Source organism: Sulfurospirillum tamanense (assembly GCF_016937535.1).
Classification (GTDB): Bacteria; Campylobacterota; Campylobacteria; order Campylobacterales; family Campylobacteraceae; genus Sulfurospirillum_B; species Sulfurospirillum_B tamanense.
The window spans coordinates 56,657-74,090 of the sequence record NZ_JAFHKK010000010.1 but is presented as its reverse complement, the minus strand read 5'-3'; the positions used below and the strand labels follow the sequence as shown (position 1 = coordinate 74,090).

General features: G+C 45.3%; 15 protein-coding genes. 7 read left to right on the top strand and 8 right to left on the bottom strand.

The window, feature by feature from the left end:
- Positions 1-143: 143 nt before the first annotated feature.
- Positions 144-1,433, bottom strand: a complete 1,290-nt coding sequence (locus JWV37_RS06155) for an ATP-dependent DNA helicase (protein WP_205458902.1) — start codon at positions 1,431-1,433, stop codon at positions 144-146.
- A 60-nt stretch (positions 1,434-1,493) separates the two neighbouring features.
- On the opposite strand from JWV37_RS06155, the gene JWV37_RS06150 reads away from it, so the two are divergent.
- Together JWV37_RS06150 and JWV37_RS06145 are read left to right on the top strand one after the other, a co-directional pair.
- Positions 1,494-3,422 carry a M15 family metallopeptidase gene (locus JWV37_RS06150; protein ID WP_205458901.1) on the top strand — a complete coding sequence of 643 codons (1,929 nt, stop codon included), beginning with the start codon at positions 1,494-1,496 and terminating at the stop codon, positions 3,420-3,422.
- Between the two features lie 41 nt (positions 3,423-3,463).
- Positions 3,464-3,967 (top strand): hypothetical protein, encoded by a 504-nt coding sequence (locus tag JWV37_RS06145; RefSeq protein WP_205458900.1) that lies wholly within the window; start codon positions 3,464-3,466, stop codon positions 3,965-3,967.
- Positions 3,968-3,973: 6 nt separating this feature from the next.
- Here the strand turns inward: JWV37_RS06145 and JWV37_RS06140 are convergent, their stop codons facing one another.
- Together JWV37_RS06140 and rsmH are read right to left on the bottom strand one after the other, a co-directional pair.
- A complete protein-coding gene (locus JWV37_RS06140) occupies positions 3,974-4,261 on the bottom strand; it encodes a hypothetical protein (protein WP_205458899.1) in 288 nt (95 codons plus the stop codon).
- Positions 4,254-5,186, bottom strand: coding sequence for a 16S rRNA (cytosine(1402)-N(4))-methyltransferase RsmH (gene rsmH / locus JWV37_RS06135; RefSeq protein WP_205458898.1), 933 nt, complete (start codon positions 5,184-5,186; stop codon positions 4,254-4,256). Before rsmH ends, JWV37_RS06140 begins: the two co-directional genes overlap by 8 nt.
- Before the next feature lie 64 nt (positions 5,187-5,250).
- On the opposite strand from rsmH, the gene JWV37_RS06130 reads away from it, so the two are divergent.
- From JWV37_RS06130 to ftsZ, 4 genes are all read left to right on the top strand, one after another.
- On the top strand, positions 5,251-5,829 hold the full coding sequence (locus tag JWV37_RS06130) for a class II aldolase and adducin N-terminal domain-containing protein (RefSeq protein WP_205458897.1): 579 nt from the start codon (positions 5,251-5,253) through the stop codon (positions 5,827-5,829).
- A gap of 126 nt (positions 5,830-5,955) precedes the next feature.
- Complete coding sequence (locus JWV37_RS06125; RefSeq protein WP_205458896.1) at positions 5,956-7,416, top strand: peptidylprolyl isomerase; 1,461 nt, start codon at positions 5,956-5,958, stop codon at positions 7,414-7,416.
- Between the two features lies 1 nt (position 7,417).
- Entirely contained in the window at positions 7,418-8,779 is a 1,362-nt protein-coding gene (ftsA, locus tag JWV37_RS06120) for a cell division protein FtsA (RefSeq protein ID WP_205458895.1), read from the top strand.
- 14 nt (positions 8,780-8,793) lie between these two features.
- A complete protein-coding gene (gene ftsZ, locus JWV37_RS06115; protein ID WP_205458894.1) occupies positions 8,794-9,924 on the top strand; it encodes a cell division protein FtsZ in 1,131 nt (376 codons plus the stop codon).
- Positions 9,925-9,963: 39 nt separating this feature from the next.
- Here ftsZ and JWV37_RS06110 read toward each other — a convergent pair whose 3' ends face one another.
- The 4 genes from JWV37_RS06110 to JWV37_RS06095 are packed head-to-tail and all read right to left on the bottom strand — an operon-like array spanning position 9,964 to position 13,807.
- Positions 9,964-10,428 (bottom strand): DUF4149 domain-containing protein, encoded by a 465-nt coding sequence (locus JWV37_RS06110; protein WP_205458893.1) that lies wholly within the window; start codon positions 10,426-10,428, stop codon positions 9,964-9,966.
- On the bottom strand, positions 10,416-11,249 hold the full coding sequence (prmC, locus tag JWV37_RS06105; RefSeq protein WP_205458892.1) for a peptide chain release factor N(5)-glutamine methyltransferase: 834 nt from the start codon (positions 11,247-11,249) through the stop codon (positions 10,416-10,418). The genes JWV37_RS06110 and prmC overlap by 13 nt, the downstream gene beginning before the upstream one ends.
- Positions 11,249-12,439, bottom strand: coding sequence for a M48 family metallopeptidase (locus JWV37_RS06100; RefSeq protein WP_205458891.1), 1,191 nt, complete (start codon positions 12,437-12,439; stop codon positions 11,249-11,251). Before JWV37_RS06100 ends, prmC begins: the two co-directional genes overlap by 1 nt.
- Positions 12,440-12,499: 60 nt before the next feature.
- On the bottom strand, positions 12,500-13,807 hold the full coding sequence (locus JWV37_RS06095; RefSeq protein WP_205458890.1) for a deoxyguanosinetriphosphate triphosphohydrolase: 1,308 nt from the start codon (positions 13,805-13,807) through the stop codon (positions 12,500-12,502).
- A 111-nt stretch (positions 13,808-13,918) separates the two neighbouring features.
- Here JWV37_RS06095 and JWV37_RS06090 point away from each other — a divergent pair, with 111 nt between their 5' ends.
- A complete protein-coding gene (locus JWV37_RS06090) occupies positions 13,919-15,847 on the top strand; it encodes an ABC-F family ATP-binding cassette domain-containing protein (RefSeq protein WP_205458889.1) in 1,929 nt (642 codons plus the stop codon).
- Here the strand turns inward: JWV37_RS06090 and JWV37_RS12805 are convergent.
- Positions 15,844-17,433 carry a methyl-accepting chemotaxis protein gene (locus tag JWV37_RS12805; protein WP_205458888.1) on the bottom strand — a complete coding sequence of 530 codons (1,590 nt, stop codon included), beginning with the start codon at positions 17,431-17,433 and terminating at the stop codon, positions 15,844-15,846. The genes JWV37_RS06090 and JWV37_RS12805 overlap by 4 nt on opposite strands.
- Position 17,434 lies beyond the last annotated feature (1 nt).

The following is a 17,434-nucleotide window of genomic DNA, read 5'->3' as shown; positions in this document are numbered from 1 at the left end:
AAATTCACTTTTTTAAGATATTGTGATTATATCGTTACTTTTAAGTGAACATGTTGTTGTTTAGTTTTTAGGGCTTTATAATGAAAAACCCATTCCGCATCACTTCAAAACATGGCTAGCACCAAGCACATTTACACAGAGTTCTAATCCAACCTCGTGCTTACATGTAAGGCGTAAAATGCCTTTACGCGCTCATCCACGCGGATGCACCGCTGCATGTGAGCGCGCAAATCCCCGCGCGTATAACGCAACAGCAAATCTGCAGGCTCCCTCGCCCGACTAATCGCTACGTAAAACTGGCTCGCCTCAAAAATATGGTCGATGTCACACACCAGCGTGTTGATGCTCATCCCTTGGCTTTTGTGAATCGTAATGGCGTAGGCAAGCTTTAGAGGAAACTGTAGCAAACTCGCCACGGGTTTTTCTTCGATGGTGTCGCCTTTGGCATGGGGTTCGTTGAGCACAAATTCATGGCGTTCTACCTCTACCACTTCGCCGTTTTTTTCTACCCAAATGGCATTTTCTTCAATTTCACGGACAATGCCATGCTCGCCGTTCATGTATTTGCCCCATTTGTTCGTGCAAAACAGCACCCGCGCGCCCACTTTTAACTCCATGATTTCTTGCACGGGAAGGTTCTTTTTCCATCCCTCTAGGCGCTTTACATGTAAGGCCGCGTCGTGCAAGGTTTCTTTGGAGGGCAAGGTCACAAGTGGCGCATCAATGTCGCGCAGTTTCAAGCGATTGAGCGCATCTGCTTCGGCATTTCTGCCAAAGAGTACCGTCGGGTCTTTTTCCCATGCATGGGTGTTGTGCATCAATGCCGTCAGATAATCCAACACTTCCGCGCCACTATCGCCCTCGCGCACGCGGCCTAACACCTCAAAAAAACGCGCATTACTGGTGCGTTTTGGCTCACACAATGCAAAAATTTTAGGTGCAAAAATTTCCCAAGCATCGCTCTCAAAAGCGTAGAGCGGATCACCAAACAGGCTGTTAGTGGTGCGTTTTGACACAGGAGGGAGTTGAAAAAAATCCCCCACAAACAGTAGCCTTCCTGCGAAATTTCCTTGGTTTAATCGGTAACGTATCATCTCCATGAGCGAAGCACTCACCATGGAAATCTCATCCAACACCAGCAGCGCACACCGTTCTAAAATCTCGCGTAATTCTTTCAAACGCTGTTTGTTATACTTATCATTGCGCAACATCGTCTCACTCTCGTTAGCAATCCCAAAAGCAAAAAAACTATGTACGGTTTGGCCGTTTACATGTACAGCACTAATGCCCGTACTTCCCAAAACCACAACACTTTCTCCCCTGCTACGGTAATCACGAATCAACTCATGCGTGAGGTAACTTTTGCCCACGCCACCGCCGCCTGTGAGAAAAATATGGTTATGTTTTAACGCTTCTTTAAGGGGCTCAAGCACACGGTCTCCATCGTCTGTAAAATTTTGCTATTATACGCAAATAAAGAGAAAGGGGGAGTTATGCGCATTTTACTGGTGGTGTTTTTGGGCGTTTTTTTGGGAGGTTGTAGCCTGCTCTCTCCTCCTGTTTTCACCCCGCCTTCTTATGCACACGCTCTTCCTAAGCTCATGCAAGACGTTGTCCCTACGAGTAACCAAGGTACGTGGTACCAAGAAGCATTTTTTATGCCGTGGACGCAAAAAGGCCTTGACATCACCGCAGAAGACGCCACATGGCCTTGGCGGGTTTACCTTCCCTTCAAGGGTTATTACGGCGAAACCAAACAACCCCGAACACAAGCATGGTTTGATACTTTGCGCGAAGAGGCAAACATCGAAGCCCTTGGTTCGTTAAATCAAAACGCCATCACCCTAGAAAACAGTGCCTTACGCAATTTTCCAACCCACTTGCCTCTTTTTCGCTCCTTTGCCAAAGCGGGTGAGGGATTTCCCTTTGATTACAACCAAAATACGCGCATTTCACTCATGACACCCCTCAAACTCTCCCATTACTCCAAAGACGGCGGCTGGGCCTTTGTGCTAAGTAGCTCCTCTTTTGGGTGGATTCCCGCTTCTGCAATCACCATCATCGACCAAACTTTGCAAGAAAAAATCCAGCGTTCACCCAAAACCATGATTTTACAAGACCACACGCCCCTTGTTTCTACACGTTTTGAAACCTACGCAAAACTAGGCACCTTGTTGCCACTTCTGGACCAAAACACCGCTTTTAAGGTCGAAAAAGATTTACATGTAACGTCGCTTTATCTAAACCCCGAGCAAACCCAGCCTTGGCCCCTCCCCATGAATGCCCAAACCCTCGCGCATGTTGCCCAGACCCTACTAAATGAGCCTTACGGGTGGGGTGGACTTTTTGACCATCGGGATTGTTCGGCCATGACCAAAGATTTTTTTGCCCCTTTTGGCCTTTGGTTACCGCGCAACTCTGCCGCGCAAAAGAAAAGCGGCACCTACCTTTCACTTAAACATCTTTCAAACAAGGAAAAAGAGGCCATGATTACACGCTTTGGCAAACCTTTTTTAACACTGCTATACCTTCCTGGGCACATCATGCTTTACGCAGGCACACACGAGAACACGCCCGTCGTGATGCACAATGTATGGGGCATCAAAACTTCTCTTTTGGGCTTAGAGGGGCGCGGTGTCATCGGCAAAGCTATTGTGTCTGATTTACATGTAGGCGCCAACCATCCTTTGGTAGCCTCTAGTGATCTACTGCTTTCGCGCCTTGAGGGGATGACACTTGTCTCGCAAAAATCTCCCCAAGAACGCTTAGCAAACGCCTACCCAGATGCCATTTCGCACATCACAGACAACACCGTGTGGTTTCACGATGGCACGAAACTCCCCTTTGATGATGGCGAAGAAAAAGACGCGGCAATGCTTTTGGAAAATCCTAGCATCAAAGACCATTTTTTTGCCCCTTATCCTGCATTGCTTCCCTTGCAAATCCCCACTTCCAACCCAGGGCGCGCTAGAAATGATGCGTTTTTTAAAGCCCTTTACGGACAGACCAAAGAGGAAGTAGAATCGCGCCTTGTTGCCGTGCGCTGGCTCCCAAGCCACACCAATCAGCTCTTACGCTTTCATGGTGACCACGGAGCAGCCAAAGCGCTTCAAGCGGTTTCGGATGCGTTAGACGCCCTACCTCCTGAACTCATTTCCTACGTCGACAATCCTGCAGGAACGCATAACTACCGCACCATCGCCAAAACAAACCGATTAAGTGCACACAGTTACGGCATCGCCATAGACATTAACACCCAAAAGGGCGACTATTGGCAATGGAGCAAAACAGGAGCCTACCGCAACCAAATCCCCGAAATTATCGTCCACATTTTTGAAAAACACGGGTTTGTTTGGGGTGGAAGATGGAAGCATTTTGACACCTTCCACTTTGAATACCGACCCGAATTAGTGAATCCATAAGCATTGCTATGGTACACTCGCGTCAGCATTAGGGAGGCACTATGAAAACAATTCAACAGTTAAAAGAAAAGATTCTTGGGTACGTGTTTATCCTCTCCAAACAACCCGTACTCTATCGTGATTTACTACGCGCAAATGCCCTTTATAATGAAGGGATGCACATCGACCCTGCGGTGTTAAATTTTCGCACTAACATAAGCAATGCTTACATTATCTATGCCATTTTGTGTGCCATAGTTCTTGTTCCCATTACTGCGCTAACCCATGTTGTGTTAGTGAATGTTGATTTTCACATTTCTATTATTGGGACTATCTTTGCCACATCGTGTGTGTTTGTTGGTTTTCAGTTTTTTCAAGATTGGCTACGAGACGAGATGACTTCACGCCTCATCAAACAAGCATGGCAGATTCATTTTCCCCATTTTTCCTATGAAAAATACAGCGAAAAAGTTGAAGCCATCTATATAGATTTAAAAATGAATGAAATACCTACCAAAGAATGGGAACACTACGTACTAGATCGCCTTGTCAATGTTCCAAAATAACACCAGTTATTCCAAAAACAACACGTCTAGCACTTGATTTTTGAAGCGAATCGACTCAATGCCAAGGCGCAGTTCCCTGTTCTCTTCCAGTAAAATCTCATACTGCCCGTACAAACCACTAATGTCACGGCTAATATAATAAATTTCATTTTTAATGTAAATTTTTGGGAGAAAAATCCCTAAGAAAAAAAGCATTGTTAGGTAGACAAGAGCCAAGGTTTTCAGATCAAGGTTTTTTTCTCTGCTTTGCTCCTTGTCGTATTCACCAAGGAGCTCTTGGCGATCTTCATTCATGCGCCCTCTTTCCATCAATTAAAAAAAATCGTAACTTGGAGCTGCGCGAACGAGGATTGCTTCTAATCTCTTCTTCGCTTGGTTCAATGGGTTTTTTTGTGATGATTTTACCAAGGGCATGACCGCCTCCGCACATGCATCGAGGCACAAAAGGATTGCAAATGCATTCCTTTTGCCATGCCTTAAACGTTTGCTTCACCATGCGATCTTCAAGAGAGTGAAAGGAGACGATACCTACCAAACATCTTTTTAAACCCGCTGTTTCGATAGAGCGCAAAAGCCCGCTTAACTCACCAAGTTCATCATTGACTTCAATGCGAATCCCCTGAAAAACAAGCGTTGCAGGAGAAACTTTACGCCCTTGGGTGCGTCCCCTGCCTACAATTTCAGCTAACATTTTTGCACTTGTTATGGGGCCAATTTCTCGGGCTTTGCAGATTTTTTCGGCCAGCATACGCCATTGAGGCACCTCGCCATACTCACGCAAAATCTCTTCCAATTGGGATTGGGTGTAGGTATTAACAACCTCGTAAGCGCTAAGGGGCATTGTGGGATCCATACGCATGTCTAACACATCTGAGTCAAATCCAAACCCCCGCTCAGGCAAATCCAGCTGAAGAGATGAGACACCAATGTCGGCTAATATTCCCTTTACATGTAAAGGGTCAATACGTGAAATAACCGTAGAAAAAGGCGCATGGATAATCTGCACTCTTTCCCCAAAGCGGGCCAAACGTTTTTTGGCAAAGGCAACCGCTTGGGCATCCCTGTCGCACCCAATAAGTCTAATCTTTGGATTTGCCTCCAAAATAGCTTCACTGTGTCCGCCGTACCCCAGCGTACAATCAACCACCACGCCCTCATCAAGAGCAGAAAAAGCGTCTGTTATCTCCTTGAGAAGTACGGGCACATGGGGGATATTCACAACCAATCCTTTCGAGGCTTAAGTGGTGGTATAATACCCAAACACAGATTTAAAAAGGTTAAAGATGATTGAAGAGTATCTGGCTAATCAACTCAAAGAAATCTCACTTTCTATGTTTAGGAAAAACTTTTTTGGTATTTATCATGGCTCTATTTCCGCGCGTGTAGAGTACAATCGGTTCATTATCAACAAAAAAGATGCCATTTTTGATGGCCTAAAATCCTCGGATTTGATTGAACTCTCAAGCAAAAAAGACTACCGCTGGAATGAGGCGAGTATCGATGCGGACATTCACCTCAATATCTATAAAAATATCTCTGAAGCAAAATATATTTGTTACGCAATGCCCCCTTTTACTACTGCATACACACTCACGCATAGCATTATCACACCTGAAGATTATTTTGGCGCAATGCAATTTGGCACCATTCACGTGTATGACCCTAAGCAATTTGAAGATTGGTACGAACGGGCTGATGTAGAGATCTACCGCCATCTTAAAGAGCAAAAAACAAATATCATCGTTATTCGCGGGTACGGTGTCTATGCATATGAGCGCGATATTCACCAAATTGCCAAAAATATTGCAGTCCTTGAAAACAGCTGTAAACTCCTTCACCGCGCCAACGAACACCGTATTTAATTTTACAACTAACAAACGTAGTTTTGTTTGTTAATTATTTTAAAAAAATGCCGATTTTATGGTCGTTTAAAGACAAACGAAGTAAAATCATACGTTTTAAGAAAGCTAACCAAACAAAGGAAAAGAATGATTACTTGGATGCAACGTCATAGGAAATACCTCGTTATTACCATTTGGGTTAGCGTCATTGCATTTGTTGGTGCTGGATTTGTGGGATGGGGTGCTTATGACTTTAATGCCGATCGCTCCTCTGCTGTTGCAAAAGTCGGGGAAAGAAAAATCAGTATCACCGAGTTCCAAATGGCATACAATAATTATTTTTCGTATTACAATACGCTGTTTAATGGGCAACTCACCCAAGAGCGCGCCGAACAGATGGGTTTAGATAAAATCGTTCTTGAAAATCTTATTAATGAAGCTTTGATGGTCAACTACGCAAAGGATTTGGGACTCATTGCTCTTGATAGCGACATAAAAGATGCTTTACTTAAAGATGAAAACTTTCACACCAACGGCGCTTTTGACAAAGACCTCTACTACCGATTACTTCAAAATGCAGGCATTACCGCAAAGACCTACGAAGAGGGCTTGAAAAAACAAGTTTTGCTCGAAAAACTCAATCCTATTATTGAGCTACAAGCTACCGAACAGGAAAAGGAACTTTTTGGTTCTGCACTTTTCATGCAAGACAGGCTAAGCGTTCGTGTTCTCCAGCTTGACCAAGACGAAATCCAAACGGACGAAGCAAGCCTAAGAGCATTTTGGGAGCCGCAAAAATCTCTTTTTCTAACCCCAACGAGTTATACTATCGACTCTATCTTTGTGCCCGCTTCCACTGAAACTGCTGCCGAAGAAGCCCTTAGCCTTTTCTTTGAAGAAAATAAATTCAACTACCGTTATGAGGATGGACGCTTAAAAGATTTTATCGATGCTCTTCCAGAAGTACGTCATGATGTTGCCCTAGATATGGCACGCAAAGAAGCGCTTACCACCTACCTCACCTTTAAAAAAGGGGAAATAGAAGCAGAAAAAACAGAAGTGCTATATGAGTCTGATAGCTTTTTTGAAGTAGAACTCCTAAAAGAAGCAGTTGCTGGCGAAGTGTTAAAGCCTATTGCCACAGATGAAGGCTACATGATTGTGAAGCTTGTCTCCATCAACCCTCCTGTCCCCATGGACTTTGAAGAAGCAAAACCACTCATTAAAGATGCCTATATGTCAGAAAAGACGCAAGAAGTCCTCACACAAAAAGCCAAAGCCCAGCTAGACCTCTTTAGAGGCGAAACAATTGGCTTTGTCACACGCGATAGCGTTGTGGACATTAATGGTCTTAATGAAGAAGAAAGCAGTGTTTTTCTTTCACGCGTGTTTGATAACAACACGAGAAAAGGTTATGTTGTCCTTGATGACAAAGCCGTTCTTTACGAGATTTTGGAACAAAAATTGCTTGACCAAACGAAGTTAGAACAGTATAACAAACTTATCGGAGAGCATGTTTACCAGACTAAAAACAGTGAAGTAAACCAAGCGTTCATTGAGGCACTCAAAAAACGCTACACCATAGACTACTTCTATAAAGGAAACTAATTTGAGCACCACGTATTTGGGCATTGATATCGGCTCCTCTCAAATTTGTGCTGTCATCGCTGAAAAAGACGATGTTGGCATGAAGGTTCTGGGTGCAGGCGTATCCAAAGCACAAGGACTCAAAAAAGGTGTCATCACCAATATCGAACTTGCCTCAAAATCCATAAAAATGGCACTCAGTGATGCCAAGCGCGTTGCGGGAACCCATTATGACAAAGTCATCGTTTCCATCTCAGGTGCGTACACCAAAAGTGTTGACAGTAACGGGGTAGTCAATGTTCCTAATCACGACATCGGCATTCGTGAAATTAACCGCGCCATGCAAATGGCAGACCACAACGCCAACATTCCTCACGAATACGAAAAACTTCACGTACTACCTTACAATTTTAAAGTCGACGAACAAGAACACATCGAAGACCCTTTGGGCATGAATGGCTCACGCCTTGAAGTACAAGTACATATCATTACCGCCCAAAAATCCTCTTTGAGTAATCTCAAAAAAGCAGTTAAATCAGCGGGTGTGGATATCGATAACATCGTTTTAGGCGGTTATGCTTCTGCTATTGCAACAGTCAACGAAGACGAAAAAGAGTTGGGTGTTGTAGTGATCGACATGGGTGGTGCTTCGTGTAACATGGTCATTCATTCTGGGAACTCCATTCGCTATAACGATTTTCTAGGAGTTGGGTCATCCAACATCACAAACGACTTGTCCATGGCCCTACACACGCCTCTTCCTGCGGCAGAAAATGTCAAAATCAACTATGGAACCTTGCATGCAAGCTCAAGTGAGCTCATTGAATTGCCTGTGCTTGGAGATGAAAACGTTACCCACGAAGTCTCCCTAGATATTATCTCCAATGTTATTTATGCACGTGTCGAAGAAACCTTAATGATTTTGGCAAAAACCCTTGAAGACAGCGGCTTTAAGGATCAAGTCGGTGCAGGTATTGTACTAACAGGCGGACTCACTAAACTTGAGGGAATTCGTGAACTTGCCACGGCTATTTTTGATAACATGCCCATTCGTCTTGCCAGACCCAAGGAGATGGAAGGTTTATTTGAGACGCTTCGAGACCCTGGCCATTCAACAGCTATTGGACTTATCATGTACGGCGGCGGGGCTTTTACGCCCTATGAAATTGATTCAAATAAGAAAATGCGCTACAAGGACGAGAGTATTGAGCCTGGCAAAAACGTACAGCGTATTTTGGAAGAAGAAGACTCCATGAAGCTCGACGAACCCGAATCCGTCGAGTCAACCAAAGACAAACTAGCGCGCATTACAGACCTTGGGCAACAACCCAAGGGCGATAATGCTTTGGCCAAATTTTGGCATCGACTGACACAATTATTTTAAGAGGAGCATGGGACATGAGCGGGTTTACGATTGAAGAAGCAAAGAGCGTCTACGGCGCAAAGATTAAAGTTGTCGGTGTTGGTGGTGGCGGCGGCAACATGATAAACCACATGGTGCGCGAAGGTGTTAGTGGCATTGATCTCATTGCTGCAAACACTGACGCCCAAGCCCTTGACCATTCTCTTGCTTACACTAAAATTCAACTGGGCGAAAAACGCACCAAAGGACTAGGTGCGGGCATGATTCCCCAGGTGGGAAAAGAGGCGGCTGAAGAAAGCTACGAAGAGATTAAAAGCGCTCTTGAACACGCTGACATTGTTTTTATTGCCTCAGGATTTGGTGGTGGCACAGGCACGGGAGCTGCTCCTGTAGTAGCGCAAGCAGCCAAAGAGATTGGCGCTTTGACAGTTTCTGTCGTCACACGCCCCTTTATGTTTGAAGGACGCAAGCGCCTCAAACTTGCCGAAGCAGGACTTAATGAGCTACGCAAAGAGAGCGATTCCATCGTAGTTATCCCTAACGACAAACTCCTCACATTGGTGGATAAAAACCTTGGCATCAAAGACAGCTTTCGTATTGTGGATGATGTGTTAGCACGCGCAGTTGGTGGCATGAGTTCTGTGGTACTCTCTTCCAGCAACAGCGACATCAACCTTGACTTTGCTGACGTGCAAACCGTTATGAGCCATCGCGGTATGGCGCTCATGGGCGTAGGTGAGAGCGAAGGACAAGGTGCTGCCATTGAGGCCATGAAAAACGCCATCGAATCACCTCTACTTGACAACATGACCATTAACGGAGCTTTGGGTGTGTTAGTTCACTTCCGCATTCACCCCAACTGCCCGCTTAATGACATTAGCGAGGCCATGAATGTCGTGTTTGACGCGGCTGATGAAGATGCCCATGTTATTTTCGGTACCACGACGGACGAGAAGGTTGAAAACAATAAAGTGTGCATCACTATCGTTGCTACGGGTTTTGAAAACAAGCTTGAAGAAGAAGAGCGTGGATTGAAAAAACTTGACCAAACCCAAGAGGTCGTCAAGCGCGAACGTATTTTACGCATGAAAAAAGTGAGCGGCGGGTATGAATCTCAGGAAGATTACCTTGACATCCCTACCTATATCCGCCACCAAATGGACTAATTCCTCATTTTACTCCTCTTAAAGAGGTGAGCGTCCCACTCACCTCTTTAACCAGACCCGTCTGCCAAATACAATCACTTGAGCGAAAAGCAGTATTTTGATAATTTTCTCGCTTCCTTTATGCATGGAAGCAAAGGCTTGGGTTTGTGTTGCTTCGGAACCCAAAGCCTGCGCCTCAACAATAAATGGCGTATAGTAAAAGATAAACATTCCCGCTGTATACACCATCACCAGCGTAAGGCCAAGTGCCCATCGGTCGCCATTTCCTTGCTTAAACAAAAGTGCTTCATACATCAATCCAAAAAGAGTCACAACAAACAACACCATATTAAAACGCAAAAAGACCTGGGTCATCAAAATACCACTTTGATAATGACTCAACACCCCTTCACCTAAAAAAGAAGCGGGGTAAAAAATAACAGGGGCCATCAGAATCCCCACGCCTATTTCTATCCCTATCATGGCGCCAAGGCCAAGCAGGTATACGACTCTCATCGCGTGCATGTTTTCTCCTTTAATGTTGCACTAAACCCTCGGTCCAACCCCGCAAGGTCTTGGTAAAAGTTAATCTCTTGGGCGCCAAGGGTGTTTAGTGTCTCTTCCATAGACGCCTTTTGATCCCAGCCCATTTCGCAAGCTACATGTTTTATTGGCGCGCAAGAGGCTTTTTCTAAAAGCACTTTTAGCATTTCATCGCCCTTTTCTCCGCCAAAAAGTGCCCCATGGGGTTCTTTTAGCACGTGGGCGTCTAAAATTTCTTCTCTTGTTATGTAAGGAGGGTTGGAGACCAACACATCAAAAGCCCCCTCCACTCCTTCAAAATAAGACGTTTGCACAAATTCAATGCGCGATGCCACACCGAACAGGTGCGCGTTTTTTTGTGCGTTAGCCAAGGCTTTGGAAGAAATATCCGTAGCAACAAAGGTGGCTCTAGGAAACAACACCGCCAACATCACTGAAATAATCCCGCTTCCCACACCCACCTCAAGAATCCGAGGTGTTTCGTCTTTTTTGAGCAAGCCAGCTACCACGTCCACCAGTAGTTCCGTCTCGGGTCTTGGCACCAATACGCCCTCGTCTACTAAAAACGTACGCGAATAAAACGAAGCTGTTCCGGTGATGTACTCTAGAGGTTCGCGCGCATGACGGCGTTTTATCAGCGCAAAATAGCCCTCCGCATCTTTTAGGCTATCAGCATCATGAAGCAAAAGCCACGTACGCTCTACATGTAAATGTGCGCACAACAACAACGCAGCTTCTTTTTGGGGGTTTTCAACCCATGAAAGCATTTGGGCTGCGGTGCGCAATGCCTCTTTAATCTGCACTATTCTAGCCTTTTTAAACGCTCAACCAAGGGCGGATGGGTATGGTAAAAAGCAATTTGCAATGGGTGTGACATAGGGAAACTCTTGTTTTCATCGGCTAGTTTCATCAACGCATTTTTAAGAGCCTCTTTGCTTTCGCACGCGCTCCCGTACGCATCTGCGGCATATTCGTTATGGCGACTCATGGCCCCAAAAAGCGGCATCATCACAAATGAAACCAACGGCGAGAGTAACAAAAAAAGCGCGATGGTACTGTGCGGGCTCATGCTTACATGTAAGGCTTCGTAAACCGATGCAGGCAAGTTTCCAAAAAGGCCAAACATAACCAAAAGCATAAACGCACTCATGGCTACATTTTTGAGCATGTCTTTGTGTTTAAAGTGCCCCAGCTCATGCCCAAGCACCGCCAAAAGTTCAGATTTGCTTAGTTTTTCCACCAAGGTGTCAAAGAGCACTACCCGTTTTGATTTTCCCAGCCCCCCAAAGTACGCATTAAGCCGCTTGTCCCGCTTGCTGGCATCTATCATAAACACGCCGCTACTTTTGAGCCCTGCTTTTTGCAAAAGGCTTTCGATGGACGCAGAAAGCTCAGGATTTTCTAGGGGTGTAAAACGGTTAAAGATGGGCGCAATGAGCGTGGGATAAATCATGTTAATAAACAACACCACCGCAAAAATAGCCCCAAATCCCCACAACCACCACGAAGCAAAAGAGAGGATAATCCATGCCACAAGCGCTACAATAGCGCCACCTGCTACCACAAAAAGTGCCATAGCCTTTAACTGATCAAGAGCGTACGTTTTGGCATCAATGGTGCTAAACCCAAAGGCTTTGTCTTTAAAAAAAGTGCTGTAAATATCCAGCGGAAGCCCCACAAGGTAATTAACCCCAATAAACGCATACACAAACACCACGCTCTCCCACACGCCACCATTGGTGATAAGCCAGCCCTCAAGGGTGCGCAACCCGTACCCAATCCAAAACAAAAACAGCCCATAATCCACTAGTGTACTCACCATACCAAAACGCTCTGAGGCAATCTTGTAGCGCGCGGCTTTAAGAAAGCTTGATGGGGAGAGAATCACCGCGTTTTGATGTTGTGCTTTTGCCACAAAACCTATCTCTTGGGTAGCGATATAAAGCTTTATCAGCACATAAACAAAATACAACGTTCCTAATATACTCAGCATTTTTTTCCTTACATGTAAAAGAAGTTATTTTATCAAAACTTCCTAAATAATAAATTTTATCTAGCGACCAAGCCCTGCTAACTGTCCGGCCAAGCGGGTGGCGTAGTTGTCTGTCATCCCTACAATGTAATCTAACACCGCTTGGTATTTTTCATACAAACTCTGAGAAGTCCTTGGCGCGTCGTTACCCATGAGCGTCAATGCGCGTTCGGTTTTGAAGGTTTTTTGGTTTACATGTAAAGCATACGCCGCATTTATCAAATCTTCCAACAAAATCCCAATAGTCCGATACGCCCCAAGTTCTAGCTCAATCTTGCGTGGCTCATTAAAGATATGATTATGGCCTAGCTCCTTAGCTGCCGCCAAACCCTCCTGCAGCGCTTTGTGTGAAAAGAGTGAGATGAGGTCTTTCACATCCGTTCTTGGCACAAAAAGCTTATGGTCCACAAACGTCTCAATCGCATGTTCGCTCAATCGCCCAATGGCAAAGGCGCACAACCTTGAAACCTTTTGAAAATCACTCATGGCGCTGCTACCTAGCGTCTCTTCGTAAGCCTTTTTTCCGCACAAAGGCAAAAATATATGTTCCAAATTAGCCACTTCAAGCATGTTTAGCTCAACCGCATCTTTAATGTCTAAAAGGGCATAGCAAATATCATCCGCAGCCTCCATAAGGTACGAGAAAGGGTGACGTACAAAAACACCCTCTTGCACCAAATCAAACTCTTCAAAAATCGTCCTAGCAATGCTCTTTTCGCTTTGAAAATAACTAAATTTCTTTCCTTTTGAGCGCGCATCGCACGCTTCCCACGGATATTTAATCATAGCCGCTTGGGTTGAAAGCGTCAGGCGCATTCCTCCTGCATAGGCGTGGTTTTCAAGCTGAGTGACAATGCGTAAACTCTGTGCATTACCATCAAAACACAAAAAATCCGCCCTTTGTTCTGGATTAATTTCTTCCATTAATGGCGTATTTTGATGGGTGGCAAACCACTCTTTGATGATTTCTTCGCCCGCATGCCCAAAGGGCGGATTGCCAATGTCGTGGGCCAAGCACGCACTTTGCACAATCGCCGCAACTTCATAAGGAGAGTGACCAAACCCCTCTTGCGCTTCCAAATATCGCCCTACTCCAAGCCCCAGTGTCCGTCCCACGCTTGCCACCTCTAGCGAATGGGTCAGACGGTTGTGCACGTGGTCGTTTTTAGAAAGGGGGTGCACTTGGGTTTTTTTAGAAAGCCTGCGAAAAGGGTTAGAAAAAATAATCCGGTCATAATCGGTCAAAAATGGCGTGCGGTTTTCTTGAGCCTCTTGCGCTTCGTACCGCCCTTGGCTTTTGTAGCGTTTGGCTGAAAGGGTTGTTTTCACACTGTTTCCTTTGGTTTTCTGGGCGTTATCTTACCACATCTGTGGTTTTTTCATCGCTCCTACAGCCCATTTTGGTTAGACTTCCCAAAACCCTATTGCGAAGGAAGCGGCGTGGCCTTACTGGATTTATTAGAGATTAGCAAAAGTTACGAAACCCAAAAAATCCTTGAAGAGGTGAGCCTGTTTATCAACCAAGGCGAACGCATTGCCATCATCGGAAAAAATGGTGGAGGCAAGTCTACCCTCATGAAAATCATCAACGGCACTCTCGAAGCTGACGCAGGGCGGCGGATTCTCCAAAGCGGTCTTAGCGTTGAAATGCTCGCCCAAGTCCCCGTATTTGACCCAAAAGACACCGTGCGTGATGCTATCGAAAAAGAGCTAGAGCGCCTTTATAGTGCCAGAAAATCCTTTGAAGCTATCAACGAAGCCCTTGCTATTTCGCCTCAAGATGCCGTTCTTTTGGAGCGCCAAAGCAAGTTAGCAAGCTACTTAGATTTGCACAATGCGTGGAATTTGGACGATAAAATCGAGCGCGTGATGCAAGAATTTGCCCTTAAAAGCTTTGAACACACCCCTGTTTCGCTTCTAAGTGGCGGTGAACAGCGTCGCGTGGCACTAGCAGGGCTCATTCTTAAAAAACCCGATATTTTACTCCTTGATGAGCCTACCAACCACCTTGATGTGTACATGGTGGCTTTTTTGGAAGAGATGCTTCTTAAAGAGAATGTCACGCTTGTGTTTATCTCTCACGACCGTTATTTCATCGAGCGCATTGCCACACGAAGTGTGGAGATCGATGAATGCAAATTGCGCAGTTTTGAGGGTGGATACGAAGCTTATTTAACCGCCAAAGAACTGCTTTTGCACGCCATGAAAAAACAGCACGATGTACTTCTTAAACACCTCAAAGGTGAAGAAGCGTGGTTGCGTCGGGGTGTAAAGGCCAGACTAAAACGCAACGAAGGACGCAAGCAACGGGTCATGGAGATGCGCGAGGCTGCCAAAAAAAATCCTGGCCAACTGCGCAAAATCTACCTAGAACTCGAACGCGCCAAACATGCTTTTAATCAAGACAAATCCACCAACCGCCAAAAGATGCTTTTTGAACTTCAAGGTGTAGGCAAAACCTTGGGTGACAAACGGCTCATCGATGATTTTACAACGCGCATTTTACAAAACGACCGCATCGCCATTGTGGGTAAAAACGGCGCGGGAAAATCCACGCTCTTGCGCCTTTTTCTTGGGACACTTTTGCCCGATGAGGGCGTCCTTAAACGAGGAGAATTTAGCGTGGGTTATTTTGACCAACAACGCGTCATGCTCGATGATGAAAAAAACCTCCTAGAAACCTTTTGCCTCAACGGGGGCGACCGCGTAGAAGTGCGCGGAAGCAACTTACATGTATACGGCTATTTAAAACAGTTTTTATTTCCTAAAGAATATCTAGACAAAAAAATCGGTCTTTTAAGCGGTGGAGAAAAAAACCGCGTAGCGCTTGCGTTACTGTTTGCGCAGCCTGTGGATTGTCTCATTTTAGATGAGCCCACCAATGACCTCGATATTCCTACCATTAACGTGCTTGAATCGTTCATCGAATCGTTTCAAGGGGCCGTTTTAGTGGTGAGCCATGACCGCTATTTTGTCGATAAAATTGCTAAAAAATTACTGATTTTTACGGGCAATGGCGCAATTGAAGAGAGTTACCAAAGCTACACGGAATTTTTGGAATTTGAACAAGATGTGGCCGAGGCTAGCACTCCCTCGCCCGCCTCGCCTCAGGCAACTAAAAAACAAAAAACAGGGGGCGCGAAACTTAGCTACAAAGAACAACAAGAACACGAAACCCTGCCCTCCAAAATCCAAACCCTCGAAGAAGAAATAGCGTCCATCAAAGCGTGTCTTGGCAACCCTGAATGTTACCAAAAAGAGGGCATCACCACCCTCACTGAACGCTTACATGTAAAGGAAGAAGCCCTCGAGCCCCTCATTGAGAGGTTCTTGGAAATCGAAGAAAAGCGGGAGTCTTTAGGGCTTTAAACCTTGAAGCTTGAGAGGTCTTTTTCGAGTTTTGCAGAGGCCTCTTGCAATTCTTTTGACATCTCCAGCAACACTTTTGCTACGCTTTCATTATCCTGCGAAGCTTGCAAAGTTGTGTGCATTTTTTCCATGAGCGTCTTGGTGGTTGCTGATATCTCTACGGCCTTTTGGGAGGATTTTTGAGAAACATTAATAGTCTCCTTGGTGCGGTCTTTTGTTTGTGTCGCTTTATTCATAACACCATGGGCACTAGAAGCAATCTCCTCAATCTGCCCAGCATTGTATTGCATATTTTCACTCAAATCCATCACGCCTTGGACGATGACACCTATAGTGACGTCGATTTCGGCTAAAGATTTTTGAGTGCGCTCAGCCAATTTTCGCACCTCATCAGCCACGACCGCAAACCCCCGCCCATGCTCACCCGCGCGCGCCGCTTCGATAGCGGCATTAAGAGCCAAAAGATTGGTTTGATCAGCAATGTCCTTAATCATGCCTAGCACCCCTTTAATCTGTTCGGTCTGGGTTACGACAGCAGTGATTTTATGGGCCATCTCTTGCTCTTTGCTGCTAGAACTTGCAATGTGTTCCACCACAATTTCTAACGCATTAACCATATCTGTCAAAACCTCATAAGAGGCCATGCTATCCTCAACGGTTTTTAATGCCAGTTTTTCTGACACCCCTAATTCTTCTTCTACTTCTTTAGTCAGTGCATATGATGCTTGCACTTGTATGTTTTGAGTTTTGGCACTCTGAAGCAACCCTGAAGCATTTTGATTTAAGGTGCTGCTAGTGGCCTCCACGCGGTGCGCCACTCCTTGGGCCTCTGTAACAGTGTGGTGAATTTTTTCAATAAAAACATTTACATGTTGCCCCACTTGCCCGATCTCATCTTCACTTTTTACCACAACGCGCGCGGTCAAATCACCGTTGCCACTAGCCAAATCACAAGAGCGCACCAAAAGCTCTCTAAGAGGCTTCCCTACCATCTGCCTCAAAGCGTAAAGCAAAAGAAGTGTAATAGCAACGAAAAAGAAACTAAAAATGAAGATAAATTTCATACTTCGCTGGCGAATATCCTCATCCACCAAGGCAAAAGAGTACCGCATATCCATCACCCCAAGCACCTCTCCGTGCTTGGAGGTGCCATGACAGGCCAAGCAATCCTCTTGGGCTATCATAGGCTGTACAAGGCGCAAAAAATGACCCTCATCAGTCTTAACTTCAAGATTAAAGCTTCGTGGAGCGTTAAATTGCTCTACAATCAACGGGTCTGTTGAGATAATCGCGTTCAAACCAAAAGCATTAATAACCTCTTGAGATTTGTGGATTGTAATGGATGCAATCCCTTCAATCTCAGCCACATCCTCAATAGCCTTTTGGATGATGACAGGGTCGCCAAAATTCATCGCATTGCGAATGGTTTGAAACACCGATTTGCCTAGCATGTTGAGATTATTCTCGCTCTGCTGCAATGAAGAGTTTTTAAACTCACTGATGAACACAAATTGCATCACCCCAAAACTCACCAACAACACACCTGCAAGCATAGCGATGATCTTTATCCCCATGGAGCGCTTCATG